General features: G+C 46.5%; 14 protein-coding genes. 5 read left to right on the plus strand and 9 right to left on the minus strand.

Annotated elements, in window-relative coordinates:
- Positions 1-105: 105 nt before the first annotated feature.
- The 4 genes from JRG66_RS10765 to JRG66_RS10780 all read right to left on the minus strand — a co-directional run bounded on the left by JRG66_RS10765 (position 106) and on the right by JRG66_RS10780 (position 7,779).
- Positions 106-1,929, minus strand: a complete 1,824-nt coding sequence (locus tag JRG66_RS10765) for a mechanosensitive ion channel family protein (protein WP_265162773.1) — start codon at positions 1,927-1,929, stop codon at positions 106-108.
- A 148-nt stretch (positions 1,930-2,077) separates the two neighbouring features.
- The gene (locus JRG66_RS10770; protein WP_265162774.1) at positions 2,078-5,203 is read right to left on the minus strand and encodes an efflux RND transporter permease subunit; all 3,126 of its coding nucleotides are present in this window, start codon (positions 5,201-5,203) and stop codon (positions 2,078-2,080) included.
- Complete coding sequence (locus JRG66_RS10775; RefSeq protein ID WP_265162775.1) at positions 5,203-6,408, minus strand: efflux RND transporter periplasmic adaptor subunit; 1,206 nt, start codon at positions 6,406-6,408, stop codon at positions 5,203-5,205. Before JRG66_RS10775 ends, JRG66_RS10770 begins: the two co-directional genes overlap by 1 nt.
- 9 nt (positions 6,409-6,417) lie before the next feature.
- Positions 6,418-7,779, minus strand: a complete 1,362-nt coding sequence (locus JRG66_RS10780; protein ID WP_307726322.1) for an efflux transporter outer membrane subunit — start codon at positions 7,777-7,779, stop codon at positions 6,418-6,420.
- 322 nt (positions 7,780-8,101) lie between these two features.
- Between JRG66_RS10780 and JRG66_RS10785 the strand changes: the two genes are divergently transcribed.
- Together JRG66_RS10785 and JRG66_RS10790 are read left to right on the plus strand one after the other, a co-directional pair.
- Positions 8,102-8,779: a patatin-like phospholipase family protein gene (locus JRG66_RS10785; RefSeq protein ID WP_265162776.1), complete on the plus strand. Its 678-nt coding sequence runs from the start codon at positions 8,102-8,104 to the stop codon at positions 8,777-8,779.
- Positions 8,758-8,928 (plus strand): hypothetical protein, encoded by a 171-nt coding sequence (locus JRG66_RS10790; protein ID WP_265162777.1) that lies wholly within the window; start codon positions 8,758-8,760, stop codon positions 8,926-8,928. The genes JRG66_RS10785 and JRG66_RS10790 overlap by 22 nt, the downstream gene beginning before the upstream one ends.
- Before the next feature lie 146 nt (positions 8,929-9,074).
- Here JRG66_RS10790 and JRG66_RS10795 read toward each other — a convergent pair whose 3' ends face one another.
- Positions 9,075-10,166, minus strand: coding sequence for a glycoside hydrolase family 53 protein (locus JRG66_RS10795; RefSeq protein ID WP_265162778.1), 1,092 nt, complete (start codon positions 10,164-10,166; stop codon positions 9,075-9,077).
- Between the two features lie 103 nt (positions 10,167-10,269).
- On the opposite strand from JRG66_RS10795, the gene JRG66_RS10800 reads away from it, so the two are divergent.
- Together JRG66_RS10800 and JRG66_RS10805 are read left to right on the plus strand one after the other, a co-directional pair.
- On the plus strand, positions 10,270-10,410 hold the full coding sequence (locus JRG66_RS10800; RefSeq protein ID WP_265162779.1) for a hypothetical protein: 141 nt from the start codon (positions 10,270-10,272) through the stop codon (positions 10,408-10,410).
- 189 nt (positions 10,411-10,599) lie between these two features.
- On the plus strand, positions 10,600-11,355 hold the full coding sequence (locus JRG66_RS10805) for a hypothetical protein (RefSeq protein ID WP_265162780.1): 756 nt from the start codon (positions 10,600-10,602) through the stop codon (positions 11,353-11,355).
- Between the two features lie 538 nt (positions 11,356-11,893).
- Here the strand turns inward: JRG66_RS10805 and JRG66_RS10810 are convergent.
- Both JRG66_RS10810 and JRG66_RS10815 read right to left on the minus strand, forming a co-directional pair.
- Positions 11,894-12,154 (minus strand): GIY-YIG nuclease family protein, encoded by a 261-nt coding sequence (locus JRG66_RS10810; protein ID WP_307726284.1) that lies wholly within the window; start codon positions 12,152-12,154, stop codon positions 11,894-11,896.
- Positions 12,155-12,718: 564 nt separating this feature from the next.
- Entirely contained in the window at positions 12,719-13,480 is a 762-nt protein-coding gene (locus tag JRG66_RS10815; RefSeq protein WP_265162782.1) for a DUF481 domain-containing protein, read from the minus strand.
- Between the two features lie 304 nt (positions 13,481-13,784).
- Here JRG66_RS10815 and katG point away from each other — a divergent pair, with 304 nt between their 5' ends.
- Positions 13,785-16,046, plus strand: coding sequence for a catalase/peroxidase HPI (katG, locus tag JRG66_RS10820; RefSeq protein WP_265162783.1), 2,262 nt, complete (start codon positions 13,785-13,787; stop codon positions 16,044-16,046).
- Positions 16,047-16,132: 86 nt separating this feature from the next.
- Here the strand turns inward: katG and JRG66_RS10825 are convergent, their stop codons facing one another.
- Together JRG66_RS10825 and JRG66_RS10830 are read right to left on the minus strand one after the other, a co-directional pair.
- Positions 16,133-16,735 (minus strand): superoxide dismutase family protein, encoded by a 603-nt coding sequence (locus JRG66_RS10825; RefSeq protein ID WP_265162784.1) that lies wholly within the window; start codon positions 16,733-16,735, stop codon positions 16,133-16,135.
- Positions 16,736-16,951: 216 nt separating this feature from the next.
- On the minus strand, positions 16,952-18,166 hold the full coding sequence (locus tag JRG66_RS10830; RefSeq protein ID WP_265162785.1) for a bifunctional alpha/beta hydrolase/OsmC family protein: 1,215 nt from the start codon (positions 18,164-18,166) through the stop codon (positions 16,952-16,954).
- Positions 18,167-18,219: the final 53 nt, after the last annotated feature.

The raw sequence follows: 18,219 nt of genomic DNA on the forward strand, positions 1-18,219 counted from the left end.
GATACTGTAAAGTATTATAAATTTTAACAAATATCAGGCCACTGCTGCACAATCTAAAATTAATGCAGCAGTGGTGTATATATTTCTGAAAAAACTCCGCTGAATCTACAGTCCCGGAATGGTACCCGTGCCTTTGTTCTTCTGTTCGGCCGAGCCTTCGGGAGGATATGGAATTTTGTCTTCGATCTCCTTGATGTGTTCAGGATCGAATTTGGGCAGCTGCAAACTGCCTTTTTCTTTCCACTGGCGCACCTTTTCTTCGGCCGACTTCGATTTTTCCTTTGAAAGGCCGGTGTCTTTTCCGAAGTAAATAGTTTGCGATGGGAAAGCAAATCCGGTTCCGCTTTCGTTTACCACATCCATGATTCGCAACAAAAGATCTTCCTTGACTTCCAGAAATTCGTCAAAGGTGCTCACCTTTACATAGGTAAAAATTTCGAGGTTGATCGAGTCTGCACCCAGGTCTGTAAAACGTACCCGGGCAGGATCGGAAGTCACCATGGGGTGTGCGTACAAAATGGCCCTGAGCTCAACGAGCAGGTAGCGAATTTGATCGGGGGTAGTTTCGTACCGCAGGGCAATGGTAGGATGGAACCAAAACCTGTCTCTGTGGGCATAATTTTCTATTTTACTGGAAGAGAATTCGCCGTTTGGGATCGTGATCAGGGTACGGTCAAGTGTCCTGATCCTGGTAGATCGCATCCCAATCTTCTCAACGGTCCCCACAGTTTCGCCCACCTTACAAAAATCTCCCACGCGTATAGGTTGGTCTGTAATAAGGGTCACACTGCCCACAAAATTTTCGATAGTCTTTTGCGCCCCCAGGGCAAGGGCCAAACCACCTATTCCCAATGCGGCCAGGCCTGTAGTGATATCAAAGCCTATTGCCCCTAAAATGGCAATAATACCAAAGATTACTATCGCAATTTTAGCTGCTCTTTTCAGAAAAAGAGCAACCGATACTCCCGAGAGGTTTCCACGGGAGCTCATTTTATTTGTGCTGAAAGTTCCGAGGAATTCGGCAAGACGCCATAAAAGAATAAGAAATGCCAGCAGCCCAACCACAATGGTGAGTCCGCTAAACCTTTGCCGCAGAATGATTGAAATTCCAATCTCGTTTGAAGTCATTACAAACAACCAAACGGCCAGGTACAATTTTACAGGAAGGGCAAATGCCTGGAGCACTCCCGAGGTAGGTTCGGTACGCGCCCTCTTCCACACCAGCGGGATGATGTATAAAAAAAACTGAATTATAAGCCAGGCCAGAGCATAACATAGCGCAGCAAGAAGGAGAATGGCCAGCCACTGGCCCACGCTTGCCCCCCACAATTCATTTCGCTCCAAAATATCGGGCATGATGCGGTTTAGGAGCAAGACGTTGTCTTCAAGTGAAGAGAGTTCTTCAATATATTGAATGGTTTGATCTGAAAACAACCAAAGCGGGCCACCTTCGGGGCCTTCAACTTTTTCGAGCAGCACGTCAAAACTTTCTTCGGAAGTATGAATGGTCCCCACGCGCTCGAGGTGATTGGGCAAATCATCATCTAGCCTCCCTTCAGTATTCCTGCTAAGCCAGGAGTACGGCATGATTTGCCCTCGCTGGTTGAGCAGAATTTCCAGCTGTTGGGCCAGTTTGGCGCTGCGGGCATCTTCAGCTTCACCTTCGGGAACTTTAAAATATTCCCCTGCTTTTTCGTAATTTTTTTCTGCCACGGCCGAAATAAAGCCGGCAATACTGCTGCGGGGCGTGCGTCTCTCAAGGGCATCATCGGGCCACTGCGGCTCTGCCGGTTCTTCTGTTTCAGACTGAACTCCGGGAATTTGGGCCTGCAGTGTCATAGCCGGCCAAAGCTGAAGCCCCAGCATTAAGCTGAAGAAAATGAAATAGTTCCTGTTAAAAATGAGGTTTTTGAAGTGTGATCTTGTCATTGTTCTTGGCTGAAGGTTCTGCTGTATTAGGTGCCAAAAATGGCATTTTTGGAAACTTTTCTTTCTTCTCTACAGTGTAGACCTAAAGATAAGAAAATTCAAGAAGCGGTTAAGGCTGTTAAGGAAGCTTTTAGAAATGGCAGGCAATTCAGGCATTTTCCGAAGAAATTTTGCGCTTCACGGTTTGTTTGTGTTTTAAATAAAGTTTTGCGTCTTCTAAAATGAGATAGAGGCAGGGCACGATCAAAAGGATGATAGAAGTGGCAAAAATGATCCCAAAACCTAAAGAAATGGCCATGGGGATGAGGTAATATGCCTGGCTCGAGGTTTCCAGGATTATTGGTGTTAACCCACCAAAGGTAGTGAGCGTAGTAAGGATAATTGGCCTGAAACGACGGAGCCCGGCTTCGTGAATAGCCTCATAAACTGAACAATCTTTTCGTTTTTTGTTGGCGTAATCTATCATGATCAAACTGTCATTCACCACCACTCCGGTCAAAGCAATTACCCCCATCAAGCTTACGAGCGAAAGGTCATAACCCAGCAGGATATGGCCAATCACGGCACCCACTATACCAAATGGGATGGCAGCCATCACTATAAGGGGCTGCACATAACTGTTGAAAGCGATGGCCAGAAGTACATAAATGATGAGCATGGCCATGGCAAAGCTGCTCCACAGGGAATCTGTAGATTCACGCATATCGGCCTGGCTCCCTTCAAAAGTCCAGGTGAGCCCGGGGAAATCTGCCCTTAACTGGGGCAATATTTCATTCTGGATTGCTGCCAGCACCTGGCCCACTGTATTGGCCGGTTCAACGTCCATCCCCACGTTCACAACCCGCCGGCCATCGCGCCTGTTAATGCTGCTGAAAGCTTCATCCTGTTCTATTCTCACCACATCAAGCAGGGGTACTTCTATGCCCTGGGGCGTTCTAATGAGAAAATTTTCCAGGTTTTGAATATCCCGCCTTTCTTCCAAAGGCAATTTTACCCGTACTTCTATCTCGTTGGTAGTTCGCATCTGCCGCATGGCCAGGGCTCCATAAAAAGCATCTCTTACCTGCCGGCCTACTTCATTGGAGGTTAGCCCCAGGTTCCTGCCTTCGGGAAGAAGCTTAAAATCAAATTGCTGCTTACCTTTGTTATAATTGTCATTAATATCACGGGTGTTCTCAAAGGCTTCAAGTCTTTCAGAAAAAGCTGTACTGGCTTTTTCAAGCACCTCAATGTTGTTATGGCTAAGATCTACGCTTATGGCCTGCTGGTACCCCCCGGGGCCACGTTCGGCTTCAAAAGTGATTTGATCTACACCTTCAATTTCTCCAATATTATCCCGCCAGAGGGCGATTACCTCTTTTGCGGTGGTCTCCCGTTCATCGGGTGGTTTCATCACAATTTCTACATCAATAAAGTTCTGGCCCCTCACGTTTGTCTTTACACCTTCGGCAACTTCAAAAAGGTCGTATTGGTCAAACATTTCAAAGGTAGAGTTGGTGATCTCTTCGGCTACTTTGGCAGCCTGTAAGGTTGTGGTGCCTTCGGGCAAGCGCACTCCGGCTTCAATTTCATCGGCGGCTACCTCGGGCATCATGATCATTCCCATGTGGTCACTGTAGCCATACCCGCCCACAATGATCAAAAGAGCAATGGCCGCGGTAAGCGTGATGTAACGATATTTTAAAGACTTGTCGAGAAGAGGGCGGTAGTATTTATCTACAAACCTGTTGAAAGCATCAGCAAATTTTTGTTGCAGGTTTTCCAGTCTCAGGGCCCAGCCTTTTGGTCTTTTCTCCTTGAGATGCCCCAGGTGCGAGGGCAGAATAAACAGGGCCTCAAACAGGGATACTACCAGGATCACGATCACCACCACCGGGAGCGGCCACCAGAATTTCCCTGTTTCTCCCGGCATGAGCAGTAATGGTACAAAGGCAATAATAGTGGTAGCGATACTAAATACCACAGGCCGAGAAACATCTTTGGTGCCGGCAATGGCAGCTTTCATGGGGCTTAGGCCTTTTTTGCGGTATTCATACACATTTTCACCCACAACAATGGCGTCATCTACCACAATTCCGAGTACCACCAGAAATCCGAACATCGAGATCATGTTAATGCTCACCCCTACCAGCGGAAGAAAAATAATTCCGCCAATAAAAGATATTGACATACCCATCATCACCCAGAATGCCAGCCTGTATTCCAGGAAAAGAGTTAAGATGATGAGTACAATGCCCACCGCCATAAGTCCGTTTTCGGTGAGCAGTGAGAGGCGTTCGTTATAATCTTCTGCACGATTACTGTCTATGCGGTATTTTACCCCGGGAGGGAGGCGGTATTCTTCGAGAATTCTGTAAACCTCGTCGGCAATATCGAGGGGAGATTGATTTCCCACCCTGTATATGCTCAAACTCACAGCCGGTTCTCGATTAAACTGCCCGTGAAATCCGGTTTCTTCGAAGCCGTCGGTTACTTTGGCGATCTCGCCAAGAGTCACTTTTGCCCCGGAACCTGAATTAATGATCGCAATCTTCCTGAATTCTTCTGCCCACTGTTTTCTTTCTTTCATTCTTAGCAGGATCTCGCCCGATGCTGTTTCTACGGCTCCTGCAGGAACATCTTCGCTCGATTCGGCTACAATTTGTGCCACCTGGTTCAGGGTAAGATTGTACTTGCGGAGGTTGTTCCGCGGAATTTCGATGTGGGTAAAGTAATCGGGTACGTTTCCCAGTTCCACCTGGGTGATGCTGGGGTTGCTCAACAGGATGTTGCGCAGCTGTTCTCCCAATTGGCGCAGTGTCCAGATATCAACCTGGCCGTACAGGCTTATTTCCATTACATCCTGCTGTTGCAGCTGCAGGCTTACCTCGGGCTGTTCAATATCGTCGGGGAAGGTGCGTATGCGGCTCACGGCCTGATCAATGTCCTGGAAAACCTTCATGCGGTTGGAGCCGGCAATGAGTTCTATCACCACCTCACCCGATCCTTCCCTGGCTGTGGAGACAATTTCTTTAATGCCCTGAATTCCGCGGATGGCTTCTTCAACCGGTAATAGTATTCCCTGTTCTACTTCGGCTGGGGCGGCACCCGGGTACTGTACATTCACATTCACATAATCTAACTGAAACTGCGGAAAAACCTCTTTCTGAATCTGCATCATCGTCCATATACCTCCTGCTATAAGCAGAACCATCATTAAATTGGCAGCAATAGAATTGCGGGCCATATAGGCGATGATTCCTTCTTTGCGGGTATGGGTTTTCTTTTCGGCCATTAATGTATACTGTCTCTATGTATAGGTGTACTGCCCCTCGTGCTATCCATTTCGGTGCGCACGGCCACTCCCTCTGCTACAGTGCTAAGGTTGGTGGTAATAATTTTCTCGCCTGCTTTCAAACCTTGTTGTATGTATGCGTATTGAGTATCTGTCAGTAGCACTTCGACATCTCTTATATTAAGTGTCCCGTTCTGCATCACCCAAACCTGATTGTTCTCCCGCAAATGATCGCGATTTATCCGTACCACATCTGGAATCTCATTGCCTTCTATCAAACATTCCACAAAAGTGCCAATGATAAGTTCGGGCTTGCCTTTAGCCGAATCCTGCGCCAGGGGATCGGGGACTTCTACCAGTATCCGGGCCAAACGCGTTTGATTGTCCAGCGCTCCTACCTGACTGTTAAGGTATCCCGTTCGGTAAGAGCCGGCTGGCCAGGCAGCAGTGTTTCTTATCTTTACAGGGGAACCTTTTTCCTGTTGGGAATTGGGAAACTGCAGCCACCTTAAGCGGGAAACCGGCAGGCTCAATATCACCCTATAAGCTTCTGTGCCTACCAAACGGCCTAGATCTTCACCGGGGGCAACCTGGGAGCCGGTGGTCACATTTTGAGTGATGATGTGCGCATCAAACGGAGCACGAACCCTACTGCGGGCAAGATCCAGTTTAGCCTGATCTACCGCTGCACGGGCGGCTTTGATCCTGGCTTTTACAGCGTTTAACTGGGGTTGTCGCAGCACCAATGACTGCTCCTGTGGGCTAAGGCTTTGGCCGCCTATAAGCTCCAGGTCCTGCTGGGCTACTTGTTGCCGGCCCATTTCCACATCGAGTTCGGTTTGGGCCTGCAATAATTCACTCTGGCGCAGCTCCAGGTTGTTCCGGTAATCGGCAGGATCGATCTGGAGTAAAACATCTCCTTTTTTTACCGATCCGCCAGGTACAAAAGCTTCAGACCGTTTCACGACTTCACCGCCCACCCGGGCACTCACAATAACATCTTCCACGGGTTCTACCGTGCCGGTTGCTACCAGCAGAGGTGAGAAATTACCGGCCTCGGCTTCGGTAACGCTAACCAGCATGGCCATTTCGCGGGTGGCACCTTCTTTTTGAGCCGTGGGTTCGCTCATGAATATAAAGGCAGTCACTGCTATGGCGATTACAATGATGCCTGCGCAGATAAGAACGATCTTTTTGGTGCTCATACGTTGAATTTATAATGAGGTTTCTTCCGGGGTTTCAAAAGATCCGGCCAAAGCCCTGTACAGCCCTACGCGTATTTCGAGCAGCTCCTGCCGCGCTGCCAGCATCTCCCTTTCTAACTGCTGTTGCTTATCAAGTGCCAGCAGCACATCAAGATAAGGACTTAATCCGTTTAAAAACTCTATTCTCAATTGTTCCGAAGTTTTTTCTGATAGTTCGAGCCTCCTTTCCAGCAGCTCCAGTCTTTCCTTTTGTTTCATTTCCTGAAGAAGTGCGTTTTCAACTTCTTCAAAAGCAATAAGCACAGCCTGGCCATATTCATACAGCCGCTGATGCTTAACTGCTGCTGCGCGATCAACTTCAGCCGATAATCTTCCGCCGTAAATGAGGGGAGCCACCAGGTTGCCTGCAAGGCTGTAGGTCCAGTTTTCAAAGAGGTTGCCGGCATCTTCAGCCCGAAAACTGCCACGGGCATCAAGCGAGATCACCGGGAATTTGCTCCTCACTGCAAAAGCCATCTCCCTGTCGGCGGCCAGCACCAGGTTGTAAGCCTGCTGTAGATCGGGCCGGCGCCGAATGAGCTCCAGGGGCAAGCCTGTTTGGGGCAGTGGGGGCAGGTTTGGAATTTGACCTTCCGTAAAATCTTCAATATTCTGAGGCGGGCGGCCCAGTAAAACAGCCAGGCGATTTTCCAGTAGCTCGAGATTGGTTTCATAGAATATCTTTTGATTTCGGGTACTTTCCAACAGCTGTTCCTGCCGCAGAATATCTACAGCGCGAATTTGCCCGCCTGCAAACCGTGCCCTAATTAGTCTTACAATATTTTCATTGGTTCTTATTTGTTCCTGCACCAGCTGTAGTTGCCGGCGGGCGGTTAGCAGCTGGTACCAGGTATTGGCGATCTCGGCCGAAATGCTCATTGCGGCAGCCCGGTAATCGTAAAGAAAAGCTTCCACAGTATATTTTTCGGCCTGTATACCGGCACGAATCCTGCCCCAGAGGTCGAGTTCATAAGACGCGGCAAGCCCGGTTTGTAACTGCACCTCTTCAGAAAATGTGTTTTCAAATCCATTTTTGGAAGCTTCAGCAAAAGCGTCGATCTGCGGAAAAAGAAAGGATTTTTCCCTTTTTACAATAGCCAGGGAAGCTCTGTACTGCTGCCAGTTTCCTGCCAGAGCCAGGTTTTCTTGCAAAGCTTTGAGCACAAGGGAGTCCAGTACAGGATCCTGAAAGCTCGTCCACCATTCGTTGGGGAGCTCAATCTCTCCCGAAGCACTAAATGCCTCAGGTTTGGGGATAGGGGCTTCTTCGGGGCTGAGCTTTGGAGTACAGGCGGCAAAGAGCCAGAGAATAAAAAAAATAGCAGGCCACAGCCGGCGGGCAGCGTGGCTTTTTAAACCGGCAGGGGAGCTATATTTTAATAAATATGGTTTCAGACAGGCTATTTTTAAGTTTGGTTTTCGCGCTTAAAACTGTGTTTCAAAGTTTTAAACTTGAAGATTTCTAAAGTTACAGTTTTTTTATTTGCAGGCAACAGCTGCAAGAGGTGTCAAAAATGTCATTTCCGGGAGGTCTTTTAAAGTAAGTTTTCGGCAATAAATTCTATTGTGCAGCTTTATTATTCTTAAATAACCACCTGCAAAAATGTTATCTTGCAGGCTGTTGATCGACTACTAAACCCTAAATCAATAGCACTTGAACCTATCGGAGATCTTTCCCTTCAGAAAAAAATACGAGTACAAAGTGGGGATAAGCCTAAGCGGCGGCAGTGCCCGCGGTTACGCCCACGTGGGGGTGCTGCAGGCACTTCACGAACATGGTATTGAGCCGCAAATCATTTCGGGTACCAGCATGGGGGCGGTTGTGGGCGTGCTTTATGCCGCAGGGTATTCGCCCGAAAAGATCAAAAATATCCTTACTGAAGAAACCTTCTCTAAAATGACCAATTTTTCGTGGAGGCGCACCGGACTTTACAAGCTGGAAAAAATGAAGGTGGCCCTGCAAAAATATATAGCTGAAGATGACTTTTCAAACCTGAAAAAGCCATTTTACCTGGCACTTTCCAATCTTAACAAGGCCTGTGGCGAAACCCGAAGCACGGGCGCCCTTTTTGACTATGTGATTGCCAGTTGCTCGGTGCCGGGGGTTTTTGCGCCCATTGTGCTCGAGGAAGGAAACTATGTTGACGGCGGTCTCCTGTGCAACCTTCCGGCTTCGGCCATTAGGGAAAAATGCAGGTACCTTATAGGGTCTCACGTGAATTTTGCCGGGCAAAAGACAGTTTTCCTGGGCCGCGAAGTATCATGGAACGGGCTATTAATCTCGGGATTACCCAAAATTCAAAACCAGAAATGGCGCTGTGCGATTTTTTGATAGACCCGCCTAAGATGCAGAATTATACGCTGCTCGATTTCAGCAAGATCGAAGAGATCATAAAAGTGGGGTACGAGCACACTAATAAAATGATAGAATCTGGCGAGTTGCCGGTAAAAAAACTACAAACCGGCCCGGGAAATGCTTAGGCGGTTGCTTCGGAAATTTGTTTTCTTACCAAATTTTAAATTCAATAAAACTGATTTAAAATACCTTTTTTGACAGCCTGAAGTTTCAGGGTTTTGATTTTACAAAAAAGGGTTTTCAAGGAAAAAAATATCTAGAATTAGAAAGCCTACTCCTGGTTGAAAACCTGCAGTACCGGAAGTGCCTTGTGGTCAAAATTGAACAGCGCCTGATTTTCCCAGGGGGAACCTGCCGTAGATTCGGGGCCATTCCAGGCCACAAGTTCGCCGCCCCAGTAAGAAAATCCGATGCCGGCGTCAGAGGTTTCCATAATATCAGAAATTTCCTGCAAAAAGGCTTTTTGCCCTTCTGCTGAAGCGGGATATCCTGGCACTAACTGCTCCTCGAGGCCCACTATATTGTTGGTCCAGTCGTTATAACCTAAGCTAAAAGGATAGGCAGTTTCAGCAATCACCAGCTTGCGTTGATACTTTGAAGCCAGAGAATTTGCCGTGTTTTCAAGGAGGTCAAGATTTTTGCCGTGCCAGACTGGGTAATAAGAAAGCCCGATAATGTCGTAATCTACACCGGCGACCTGGCCAAAAAACCAGTCGGCATTCTCGAGTCCGGCAAAGTGGATGATGACTTGTGAAGCAGGGTTTGCTTCGCGAACCGCACTTGTGCCTGCCTGCAGTAGTTCCTTGAACTGATCGGGATTTTCAGAAATATTTCCTTCCGGAAAAAGGAACCCGGAATTTATCTCGTTTCCCACCTGGATGTATTCGGGCTTGATCTCTTCAACAACCCTAAAAGTATAGTTGTAAACCTGATTTTTGAGAGCTTCAAAAGAAAGCTGCTGCCAGCTTTCAGGCCTGGCCTGATTTCCCGGATCGGCCCAGGCGTCCGAATAGTGCAGGCTTAGCCAGATGTCAAAACCCCGGGCTTTGAGGTTTTTGGAGAAATTCTTCACTTCCTCAAAACCAGAGTGCCCCCGGGCAGGATCTACCCACAACCTTAGCCGCAGCGTATTCACCCCGGCTTGCTTTAAAATGTCAAGAAAATCCTCTTTCTGGCTCTTGGCGTTGTAAAAAATGGTTCCGGCGGCATCAATTTCCGGGAAAGCCGAAATATCTACTGCTCTCACCGGCAGCCCCTCTTCTGAAACAGGAGGAGTGGGTTCAGGTTCTTTTTGGGCATCATCATCTGTGCTGCAGGAAGCAAAAAAGGCGAAAAAAAAAAAGAGGCAAAATAGTTTTTTCATGCGGATAACTTCAGGAGCATAAAGTTAGCAATTTTAGTGGCTTGCAGGCTGTTCAGGGGCATTAGAATTAGCAGGAAACCGGATTTTTCCGCAGAAAGAAAGCTTGGAAAAATACATTTTTAAAGATTCAGCCCAGGAAATTGATCTTGCTTCAGACTCTTTAGAGAATTACAGGGAGAAACGGGCTTCAGGAATTCTTGAATTTCAGGCAGATGGGCGATCTAAGGGATATTTTAGTGGATGAAATGATTGCTGAAGATGATTATCTTCTGAATAATTTCCGCAGAAAAAGAGGCTTTGAAAATGCCATTTTTGAAAGGTATTTTTCCGAAGAGCTTTTAAAACAGCTCTTAAAAGGCATGATTCAGAATTTGAGGGCAGTTTTTTTAATCTGCTTACAGTGGCGTAAATTAGAAGAATTAAAATGAGAAAAATGAAAAAGATGTATTTAAGCCTTGGGCTGGTGTTTTTGATGATCATGCCGGTGCTACAGGCGCAGGAAACCGATGTTGTGGTAAGGGTTAGATCTAAAGACGCCAAATTTATTGGCAGTTCGATTGGAGGGGCAAAGATCCTCATTAAAAACGCTGAAACCGGAGAACTACTGGCCAGCGGGATGACCACCGGAAGCACCGGAGATACACAGCTTATCATGCAAGAGCCCCACAGCCGTAACCAGCGGCTCACCGATAAGCAAACCGCAGGCTTTCTTGCAACTTTAGATTTGGAGGAGCCGGTTTTTGTGAGCGTTGAAGCTATTGCGCCCTATAACAAGAAGCAGGCGCGGGTTGTGAGCAGTACCCAGTTGTGGCTGTTGCCGGGAAAAGACATTAGCGGCGAGGGACTTGTGCTTGAGGTTCCGGGATTTGTGGTAGATATACTCTCTCCCCAAACCCATGAGCGAACAGGGAGCGAAAGTACAATTGACATTAAGGCCAATGTGGTGATGATGTGCGGCTGCCCTGTTACTCCCGGAGGAATCTGGGATGCCAATCAATATGAGGTTACTGCGGTGCTGAAAAGGGATGGCAAACAGGTACAGGAACTGCAACTTGAGGCCGGGGAGAAGCCCAGTACTTTTTCTGCGGAAACTACACTGGAACCCGGATTGTACGAGCTGCTGGTATATGCTTATGATCCTGTTCACGGGAACACCGGGCTGGACAGGACGAATTTTATCGTGAACTAAAAAGTGGGGGTTAGTGGTCGTGTGCCAGTTATTGTTGCCAACAACTTCCACCCTGATGCAGGAAGGGTCGCATATGAGTGAGGGTGTTGGAGTGGCGAACGGGACGGCACTTTGTGATGAGATTCCTCCTTCGTCGGAATGACAAACGGGGAGTGGATTCCTGCCGTTGTTGGAATGACAAAACAATCCGCCATTGTTTGTCTACCCTGATGCAGGAAGGGTCGTATATGAGTGAGGGTGTTGGAGTGGCGAACGGAGCGGCACATCGTGATGAGATTCCTCCTTCGTCGGAATGACAAACGGGGGGTGGATTCCTGCCGTTGTTGGAATGACAAACAATCCGCTGTTGTTTGTCCACCCTGACGCAGGAAGGGTCTCATATGAGTGAGGAGATAATTGGAGTGGCGAACGGGACGGCGCAAGGGGATGAGATTCCTCTTTCGTTGGAATGAGAAGGAGGGTGAGAATTGTTAGAACCTGTCTTATTCAAAATGATGATTCAGGGATTCTATTTTAGGATTACTACTGCGAATCAAATTCAGTTTCTTTTCCTTTCGCCATCCTTTAATTCCTTTTCCCTGGCAATAGCTTGCTGGATCCATCCGTAGGTCTCATAATATATTAGTTCTGATAAGTTATAGCGCCCTACAAAAGTTTTTTTACCCTGGTTAATAGAATTTTTATGCTCGCCTAACCTCCTTTTTAAACTATTGGTGACGCCCACATAGAAGGTGGTTCTATATTTATTGGTGAGTATATAGACATAGAATTTGTAAATCCCTTCTGTGTATTCAATCATTAATTACCTGGTTAGTAATGTATTAAATTAGTAAAAAATTTGGGGTCTTTACATAGGCTGTTCATTTATTATTGGGGGGTATTTTTTTTGGAGTTGGTTACAGGGACGTGCAATTGGAAGTGATTCCTTCCTGCCTGTTGGCAGACAGGCTGTGTCAGAATGACAAAAGGAACGGCACAACGGGATGAGATTCCTCCTTCGTCGGAATGACAAACGGGGAGTGGATTCCTGCCGTTGTTGGAATGACAAACAATCCGCCGTTGTTTGTCCACCCTGCCGCAGGAAGGGTCGCATATGAGTGAGGGTGTTGGAGTTGCGAACGGAACGGCACATCGTGATGAGATCCCTCCTTCGTCGGAATGACAAACGGGGGGTGGATTCCTGCCATTGTTGGAATGACAAACAATGCGCTGTTGTGTGTCTACCCTGACGCAGGAAGGGTCTCATATGAGTGAGGAGATAATTGGAGTGGCGAACGTGACGGCACATCGTGATGAGATACCTCCTTCGTCGGAATGACAAGAAGGACAGCGGATTCCTGCCGTTGTTGAAATGACAAAGGCCTTAAAAACTAATCCCAATCCCTATGTTCAGATCGGATGTGTATTCTTTAGTGCCTAAAGGAGTTTTACTATCATAGTAATAGTTGTAAAGGCTAAACACTTTTAGCCAGGATGAAAGAGGAATATCTAACCGGAATTGCTCTAAAATCCTGTAGTCACTTATTTCTTTGTACAGCGGCTGATAATAAAACGTATTGGCAACAGAAAATTTCTGGGATTCCGGGGTGTAAGATAAAGTGAGATAAGTGCTGTTACGCTGATTATAACTGGTGGTTCCCAATTGTTCGCTGAATTCTATTTCATACATATAACTATTGCCCGCATAGCTAGTGAACCGCAGTTTATTTACTAATTTGAACCGTAGCCCCGCTCCTATTAGGTTTCGCTGCTCTACCACGAGTAACTGGTTGTACTGCCCCTGTACAAAGGTTTCTAATCTTATTGCTTCGTTGAACTTATAATTAAACCGGCCGTGAAGGAACCAGGCATTTTGCAGGTTTCCTTTTTCGGAATCTATGAGCTTGTAGTTGCCCAGAAAGAAATATATTTTCTCCAGGTCTCTCGATTTAAATTGTGTGCTTAGTGATGCGTCCACCTGGTTTACCTGTTCGCCGTCGTTGTTAGTATGATTGAAAGAAAAATTGGCGTTGAGGGTAAACCTTATAGAATCGGTCTGCATGCGTTTGGATTCAATATTCACTAATTGTGCAGAAAGAATAGAAGGCAAAAGGCTACAGAGACCTAAGAGAAATATTCTAATCATAGCAGACAAATGTATAACTTCTAAGGGAACAGAAAAACTTGAACTAACTTATGGATAAACTCCTGGGAAAAAGAAGAGCCTGGGAAAGACAGTTACAAAATCGCTTTTTCACGTGAATTTTAAGCCTGTATGGTGGTATTATCTATGGATTTATAATTTCTCATAGTTATTTTCTATAAGTGATTTTTTGAACCATTATCGATTTTTTTCTGATAAACAATCAATTTTTCCAATGGTTTTATGAAAGGTATAAGTTCAAATTATTGTATTTTTATGTTCAGATATTAACTAAAAAATTATCAATATGGCACAGAACGAACACCGTAATTCACCGGGTACTCACAAAGCCTGGGAAGTGAACGAATCCAGCAGATGTCCTTTCCTTGGGGGGGCGGTAGACAAAACTGCCGGAAGCGGTACTTCAAACCGCGACTGGTGGCCAAATATGTTAAACCTACATATATTAAGACAGCACTCCAATCTTTCCGATCCTATGGATGAGGATTTTGACTATGCTGAAGAATTTAAAAGCCTTGACCTGGAGGCAGTAAAAAAAGACCTTCATGAACTCATGACCGATTCGCAGGACTGGTGGCCAGCCGATTTTGGGCACTACGGCGGATTGTTTATACGCATGGCCTGGCACAGTGCAGGTACTTATAGAATTAGTGACGGGCGGGGAGGAGCAAGTTCAGGTTCCCAAAGATTTGCACCTCTTAACAGCTGGCCCGATAACGCCAACCTCGATAAGGCCCGACTTTTACTATGGCCAATAAAACAAAAATACGGAAGAAAGATCTCCTGGGCCGATCTTATGATACTTACCGGAAACGTGGCCCTCGAATCTATGGGCTTAAAGCCTTTTGGCTTTGCCGGTGGCCGTGAAGACATCTGGGAATCTGAAGAAGATATTTACTGGGGTTCTGAAGGAGAATGGGTAGGTAATAAAGAGCGTTATGCCCGAGACAACAAATTGGAGCAACCTCTTGCAGCATCTCACATGGGCCTTATTTACGTGAACCCCGAGGGGCCAAACGGAAATCCAGATCCGCTGGGTTCTGCGCAGGATATTCGCGAGACCTTTGGCCGAATGGCTATGAACGATTATGAGACCGTAGCATTGATCGCCGGGGGCCACACCTTCGGAAAAACACACGGGGCAGCCGATCCTGTGGAGCACGTGGGGGCAGAACCTGCTGGTGCCGATATCACGGAAATGGGATTGGGCTGGAAGAACAAATTTGGAACAGGAAACGCCGGAAGCACCATTACAAGTGGACTTGAAGGTGCCTGGTCACAAACGCCTACCAGGTGGAGCAATTACTTCTTTGACAACCTTTTTGGCTATGAATGGGAATGCTATAAAGGCCCCGGAGGCGCATGGCAGTGGAGACCAAAAGACGGGGCTGGAGAAGGTGTCATCCCCGATGCTCACGACCCCGATAAGAAGCACGCCCCTTTTATGTTAACTTCAGACATAGCTTTAAGGGAAGACCCGGAGTACTATAAAATCTCAAAACATTTCCACGAAAACCCCGAAGAATTTGCAGATGCTTTCGCCAGGGCCTGGTATAAGTTGACGCACCGTGATATGGGGCCTATTTCAAGATACCTGGGGCCCGAAGTACCTTCTGAAGAATTACTTTGGCAGGATCCCCTTCCAAAAGTAGATCACGATTTAATAGACCGTGACGATATTGCAGCACTGGAGAAGAAAATCTTTGCTTCAGGTTTAACTGTTTCTCAAATGGTTACCACTGCCTGGGCATCGGCTTCTACTTTCAGGAATTCAGATAAGCGGGGAGGAGCCAATGGGGCCCGCGTGCGCCTTGAGCCCCAAAGACACTGGGAAGTAAACAATCCGCCGCAATTACAAAAGGTTTTGAACAAGCTTGAAGAGATTCAGCAGGAATTCAATCAGGCACAAAAAGGTAACAAAAAAGTGTCTTTAGCCGATCTTATTGTGCTTGCCGGAAACCTTGCGGTGAAGAAGGCAGCCAAAGACGCAGGTTATGAAATTGGGGTTCCATTTGCGCCCGGAAGAACCGATGCTACAGAAGAGCAGACAGATGCTGAAGCTTTTGAACCACTGGAGCCAAGAGCAGACGGTTTCAGAAACTACGTGAAGCAAAGCGAATATATTTCAACTTCGGCTGAAGAAATGCTGGTTGATAAGGCACAGTTGCTTTCTCTTACTCCGCCAGAAATGACCGTGCTGGTAGGAGGAATGCGAGTGCTGGGAGCTAATTATGACGGGTCACAGCACGGCGTATTTACCAAGCGTCCCGGACAGCTTACTAACGACTTCTTTGTGAATTTGCTTGACATGACCACTACCTGGGCAGCCAAAGATGATTCTCAAAAAGTTTTTGAAGGACGTGACCGCAAGACTCAGGAAGTAAAATGGACCGGAACCCGTGTAGACCTTATCTTTGGATCTAACTCTGAACTCCGCGCCCTTGCCGAAGTTTATGCACAGAGCGACTTTAAAGAAAAATTCGTGAAAGACTTTGTAAAAGCCTGGGACAAGGTGATGAGCCTTGACAGGTTTGATCTTAAAAACTAGGTTAGTTTTAGTGTTGATTTAATTGCAAAGAGGCTGCCTAAATGCTATAGGGCAGCCTCTTTTTTTATTGATAGCAATAGATGTACCTACATCTTTATCTCTGCACAACCAATTCTGGTACCTGCATTTCCGCTAGGCTGGGAAGTATAATCATCTACTCCCGCATGTACAATAACAGCTTTGTTTAGAATGTTCTTTTTCTCATCTTCACATCCAATACACCATTCATCTGTAGTGAAGGTCACACTACCTTCGCCGTTGGCATTAACATCAAAATTACCAATGTCACCGCGGTGGTATCCGTTTTCGTCACCCCATTCCCCATGGTCTTCAAAAGTGGGGTTCCAGTGTCCTCCGGCAGAGGTACCGTCTTCAGCAGAACAATCGGCGTTTTCATGAAGGTGAATGGCGTGCATGCCTTCTTCAAGGCCGGTAAGTTCGGCGGTCATGGTTACCTCATCGTTTTCCTGAACAAAAGTGATGGTTCCTGAAACATTGCTGCCACTTCTTGGCTCTACTTGTATGGTTAGTTCATCCTGAACATAAGTATCTCCCGGGCCAGCTTCCTCTTCCTGCTGGGTGAGGTTGGTATGTTCGTCTACACGTTCGTCAGCGGTTTGGTTTTCGTTTTTGCAACTGGTGAATACTAAGGCTGCTGCCAAAACTGCGGATATTCCTATACGTTTCATATTAGTTAGTTTAAATTAGTAACAATCGACTAAATTAGAATATGGCATTTTGGTAGCCAAAAATTTAAGGAGAGCTTAACAATGAAATTCAGAAAAAATGCTTCGGAAGCTTAAGCTTTCTTTGCTGAATTAACCTGAAAATCCTCTTATAACCTTCTTTTTTAGATAATACTGAAATTACCTGTTGCCAAAGCCGAAAATTGGTGTTTACGTCGACTATTTCTTCCTGAGGTGGGTGGTAATGGTAACTTTGTTGGAAAGCGTTCGGTGTACCGGGCATTTATCGGCAATTTCGAGTAATTTTTCTTGTTGTTGCTCGTCAAGCTTTCCTTCAAGCACAATTTCCCTCTCAAAAATGTCAATTTTAGCGGTGTTTCTTTCACAGTTCCCGCAGTCTTCAGCATGGCTTTTTTTATGGTCTACATGGGTTTCCACATTCAGTAAAGGCCATTTTTTGCGCCTGGCGTACATTTGAATCGTCATGGAAGTGCAGGAAGCGAGACCGGCTGAAAGCAGTTCGTATGGGGAAGGCCCAAAGTCTTCCCCTCCAAAAGATTTAGGTTCGTCGGCAATAAAATAGTGCCTGCCTGCCCGCATTTGTGTGGTAAAACCATCATTGCCAAGGTTGGCTACCACCTGGTGACTGGTTTGGAGCACTTTATCTTCGGGAATTTCGAGGTAGCGCGAAGCCCAGGCGGCAATTACGCTCCCTGCATATTTGGAATCTTCATTGTTGGTAAGCAAGTGATCGGCCCCATCTAGAGATACAAAGCTTTTTGGATGTTTTACGCTTTTGTACAGGGTTTCGGCATTGCTTATGTTCACCACTGCATCTTGTGGAGAATGCATGATCAAAAAGCCCTTTTTGAGATCTCGTGCAAAAAGGCTGAGGTCGTGAGTATTGATGTCTTCAAGAAAATCTTTTTTAATGCTAAAGTTCCTGCCGCCCACGTTAACTTCGGCCACACCGTTTTTCTCTATCTCTTCGAGATTGGATTTCAGCAAATGTTTAACATGCACGGGAGAAGAGGGAGCGCCAATAGTGACCACGCTTTTTACTGAAGGCAGCTTGTTGGCGGCAAAGATGGTGGCTGCCCCGCCAAGAGAGTGGCCTATGAGCATTTCGGGAGCAGCATATTCTTCAGCAAGAAATTCGGCAGCCGCAAGCAGGTCTTCTACATTTCCCGAAAAAGTGGTATCGGCAAATTCCCCATCACTGTCGCCCAGTCCCGAAAAATCGAAACGCAGTACCCCGTAACCTTTAGCCGATAAGGCTCTTGCAATGTTCTTCACCGCGAAAAAATTCTTGTTGCAGGTAAAGCAGTGGGCAAAAAGCACATAGCTGTGGGGATGCGTGTTTAAAGGCAGTTCGAGATAACCTGAAAGTTCGAGGCCATCGGCATTGGGAAATGTTATTTTTTTGTAGTTCATGGGCTAAAAAGAAATTAAAAAAGGCTTTTAAAAAGCGTGTTAAGATTCCATTT

The organism is Salinimicrobium tongyeongense, assembly GCF_026109735.1.
Taxonomy (GTDB): Bacteria; Bacteroidota; Bacteroidia; order Flavobacteriales; family Flavobacteriaceae; genus Salinimicrobium; species Salinimicrobium tongyeongense.

Coding starts and splice junctions, on each gene's coding strand:
- JRG66_RS10790 (WP_265162777.1), top strand. CDS start 8,758: ATGGCGCTGTGCGATTTTTTGATAGACCCGCCTAAGATGCAGAATTAT.
- JRG66_RS10805 (WP_265162780.1), top strand. CDS start 10,600: ATGAAAAAGATGTATTTAAGCCTTGGGCTGGTGTTTTTGATGATCATG.
- JRG66_RS10775 (WP_265162775.1), bottom strand. CDS start 6,408: ATGAGCACCAAAAAGATCGTTCTTATCTGCGCAGGCATCATTGTAATC.
- JRG66_RS10765 (WP_265162773.1), bottom strand. CDS start 1,929: ATGACAAGATCACACTTCAAAAACCTCATTTTTAACAGGAACTATTTC.
- JRG66_RS10815 (WP_265162782.1), bottom strand. CDS start 13,480: ATGATTAGAATATTTCTCTTAGGTCTCTGTAGCCTTTTGCCTTCTATT.
- katG (WP_265162783.1), top strand. CDS start 13,785: ATGGCACAGAACGAACACCGTAATTCACCGGGTACTCACAAAGCCTGG.
- JRG66_RS10825 (WP_265162784.1), bottom strand. CDS start 16,735: ATGAAACGTATAGGAATATCCGCAGTTTTGGCAGCAGCCTTAGTATTC.
- JRG66_RS10830 (WP_265162785.1), bottom strand. CDS start 18,166: ATGAACTACAAAAAAATAACATTTCCCAATGCCGATGGCCTCGAACTT.
- JRG66_RS10795 (WP_265162778.1), bottom strand. CDS start 10,166: ATGAAAAAACTATTTTGCCTCTTTTTTTTTTTCGCCTTTTTTGCTTCC.
- JRG66_RS10810 (WP_307726284.1), bottom strand. CDS start 12,154: ATGATTGAATACACAGAAGGGATTTACAAATTCTATGTCTATATACTC.
- JRG66_RS10770 (WP_265162774.1), bottom strand. CDS start 5,203: ATGGCCGAAAAGAAAACCCATACCCGCAAAGAAGGAATCATCGCCTAT.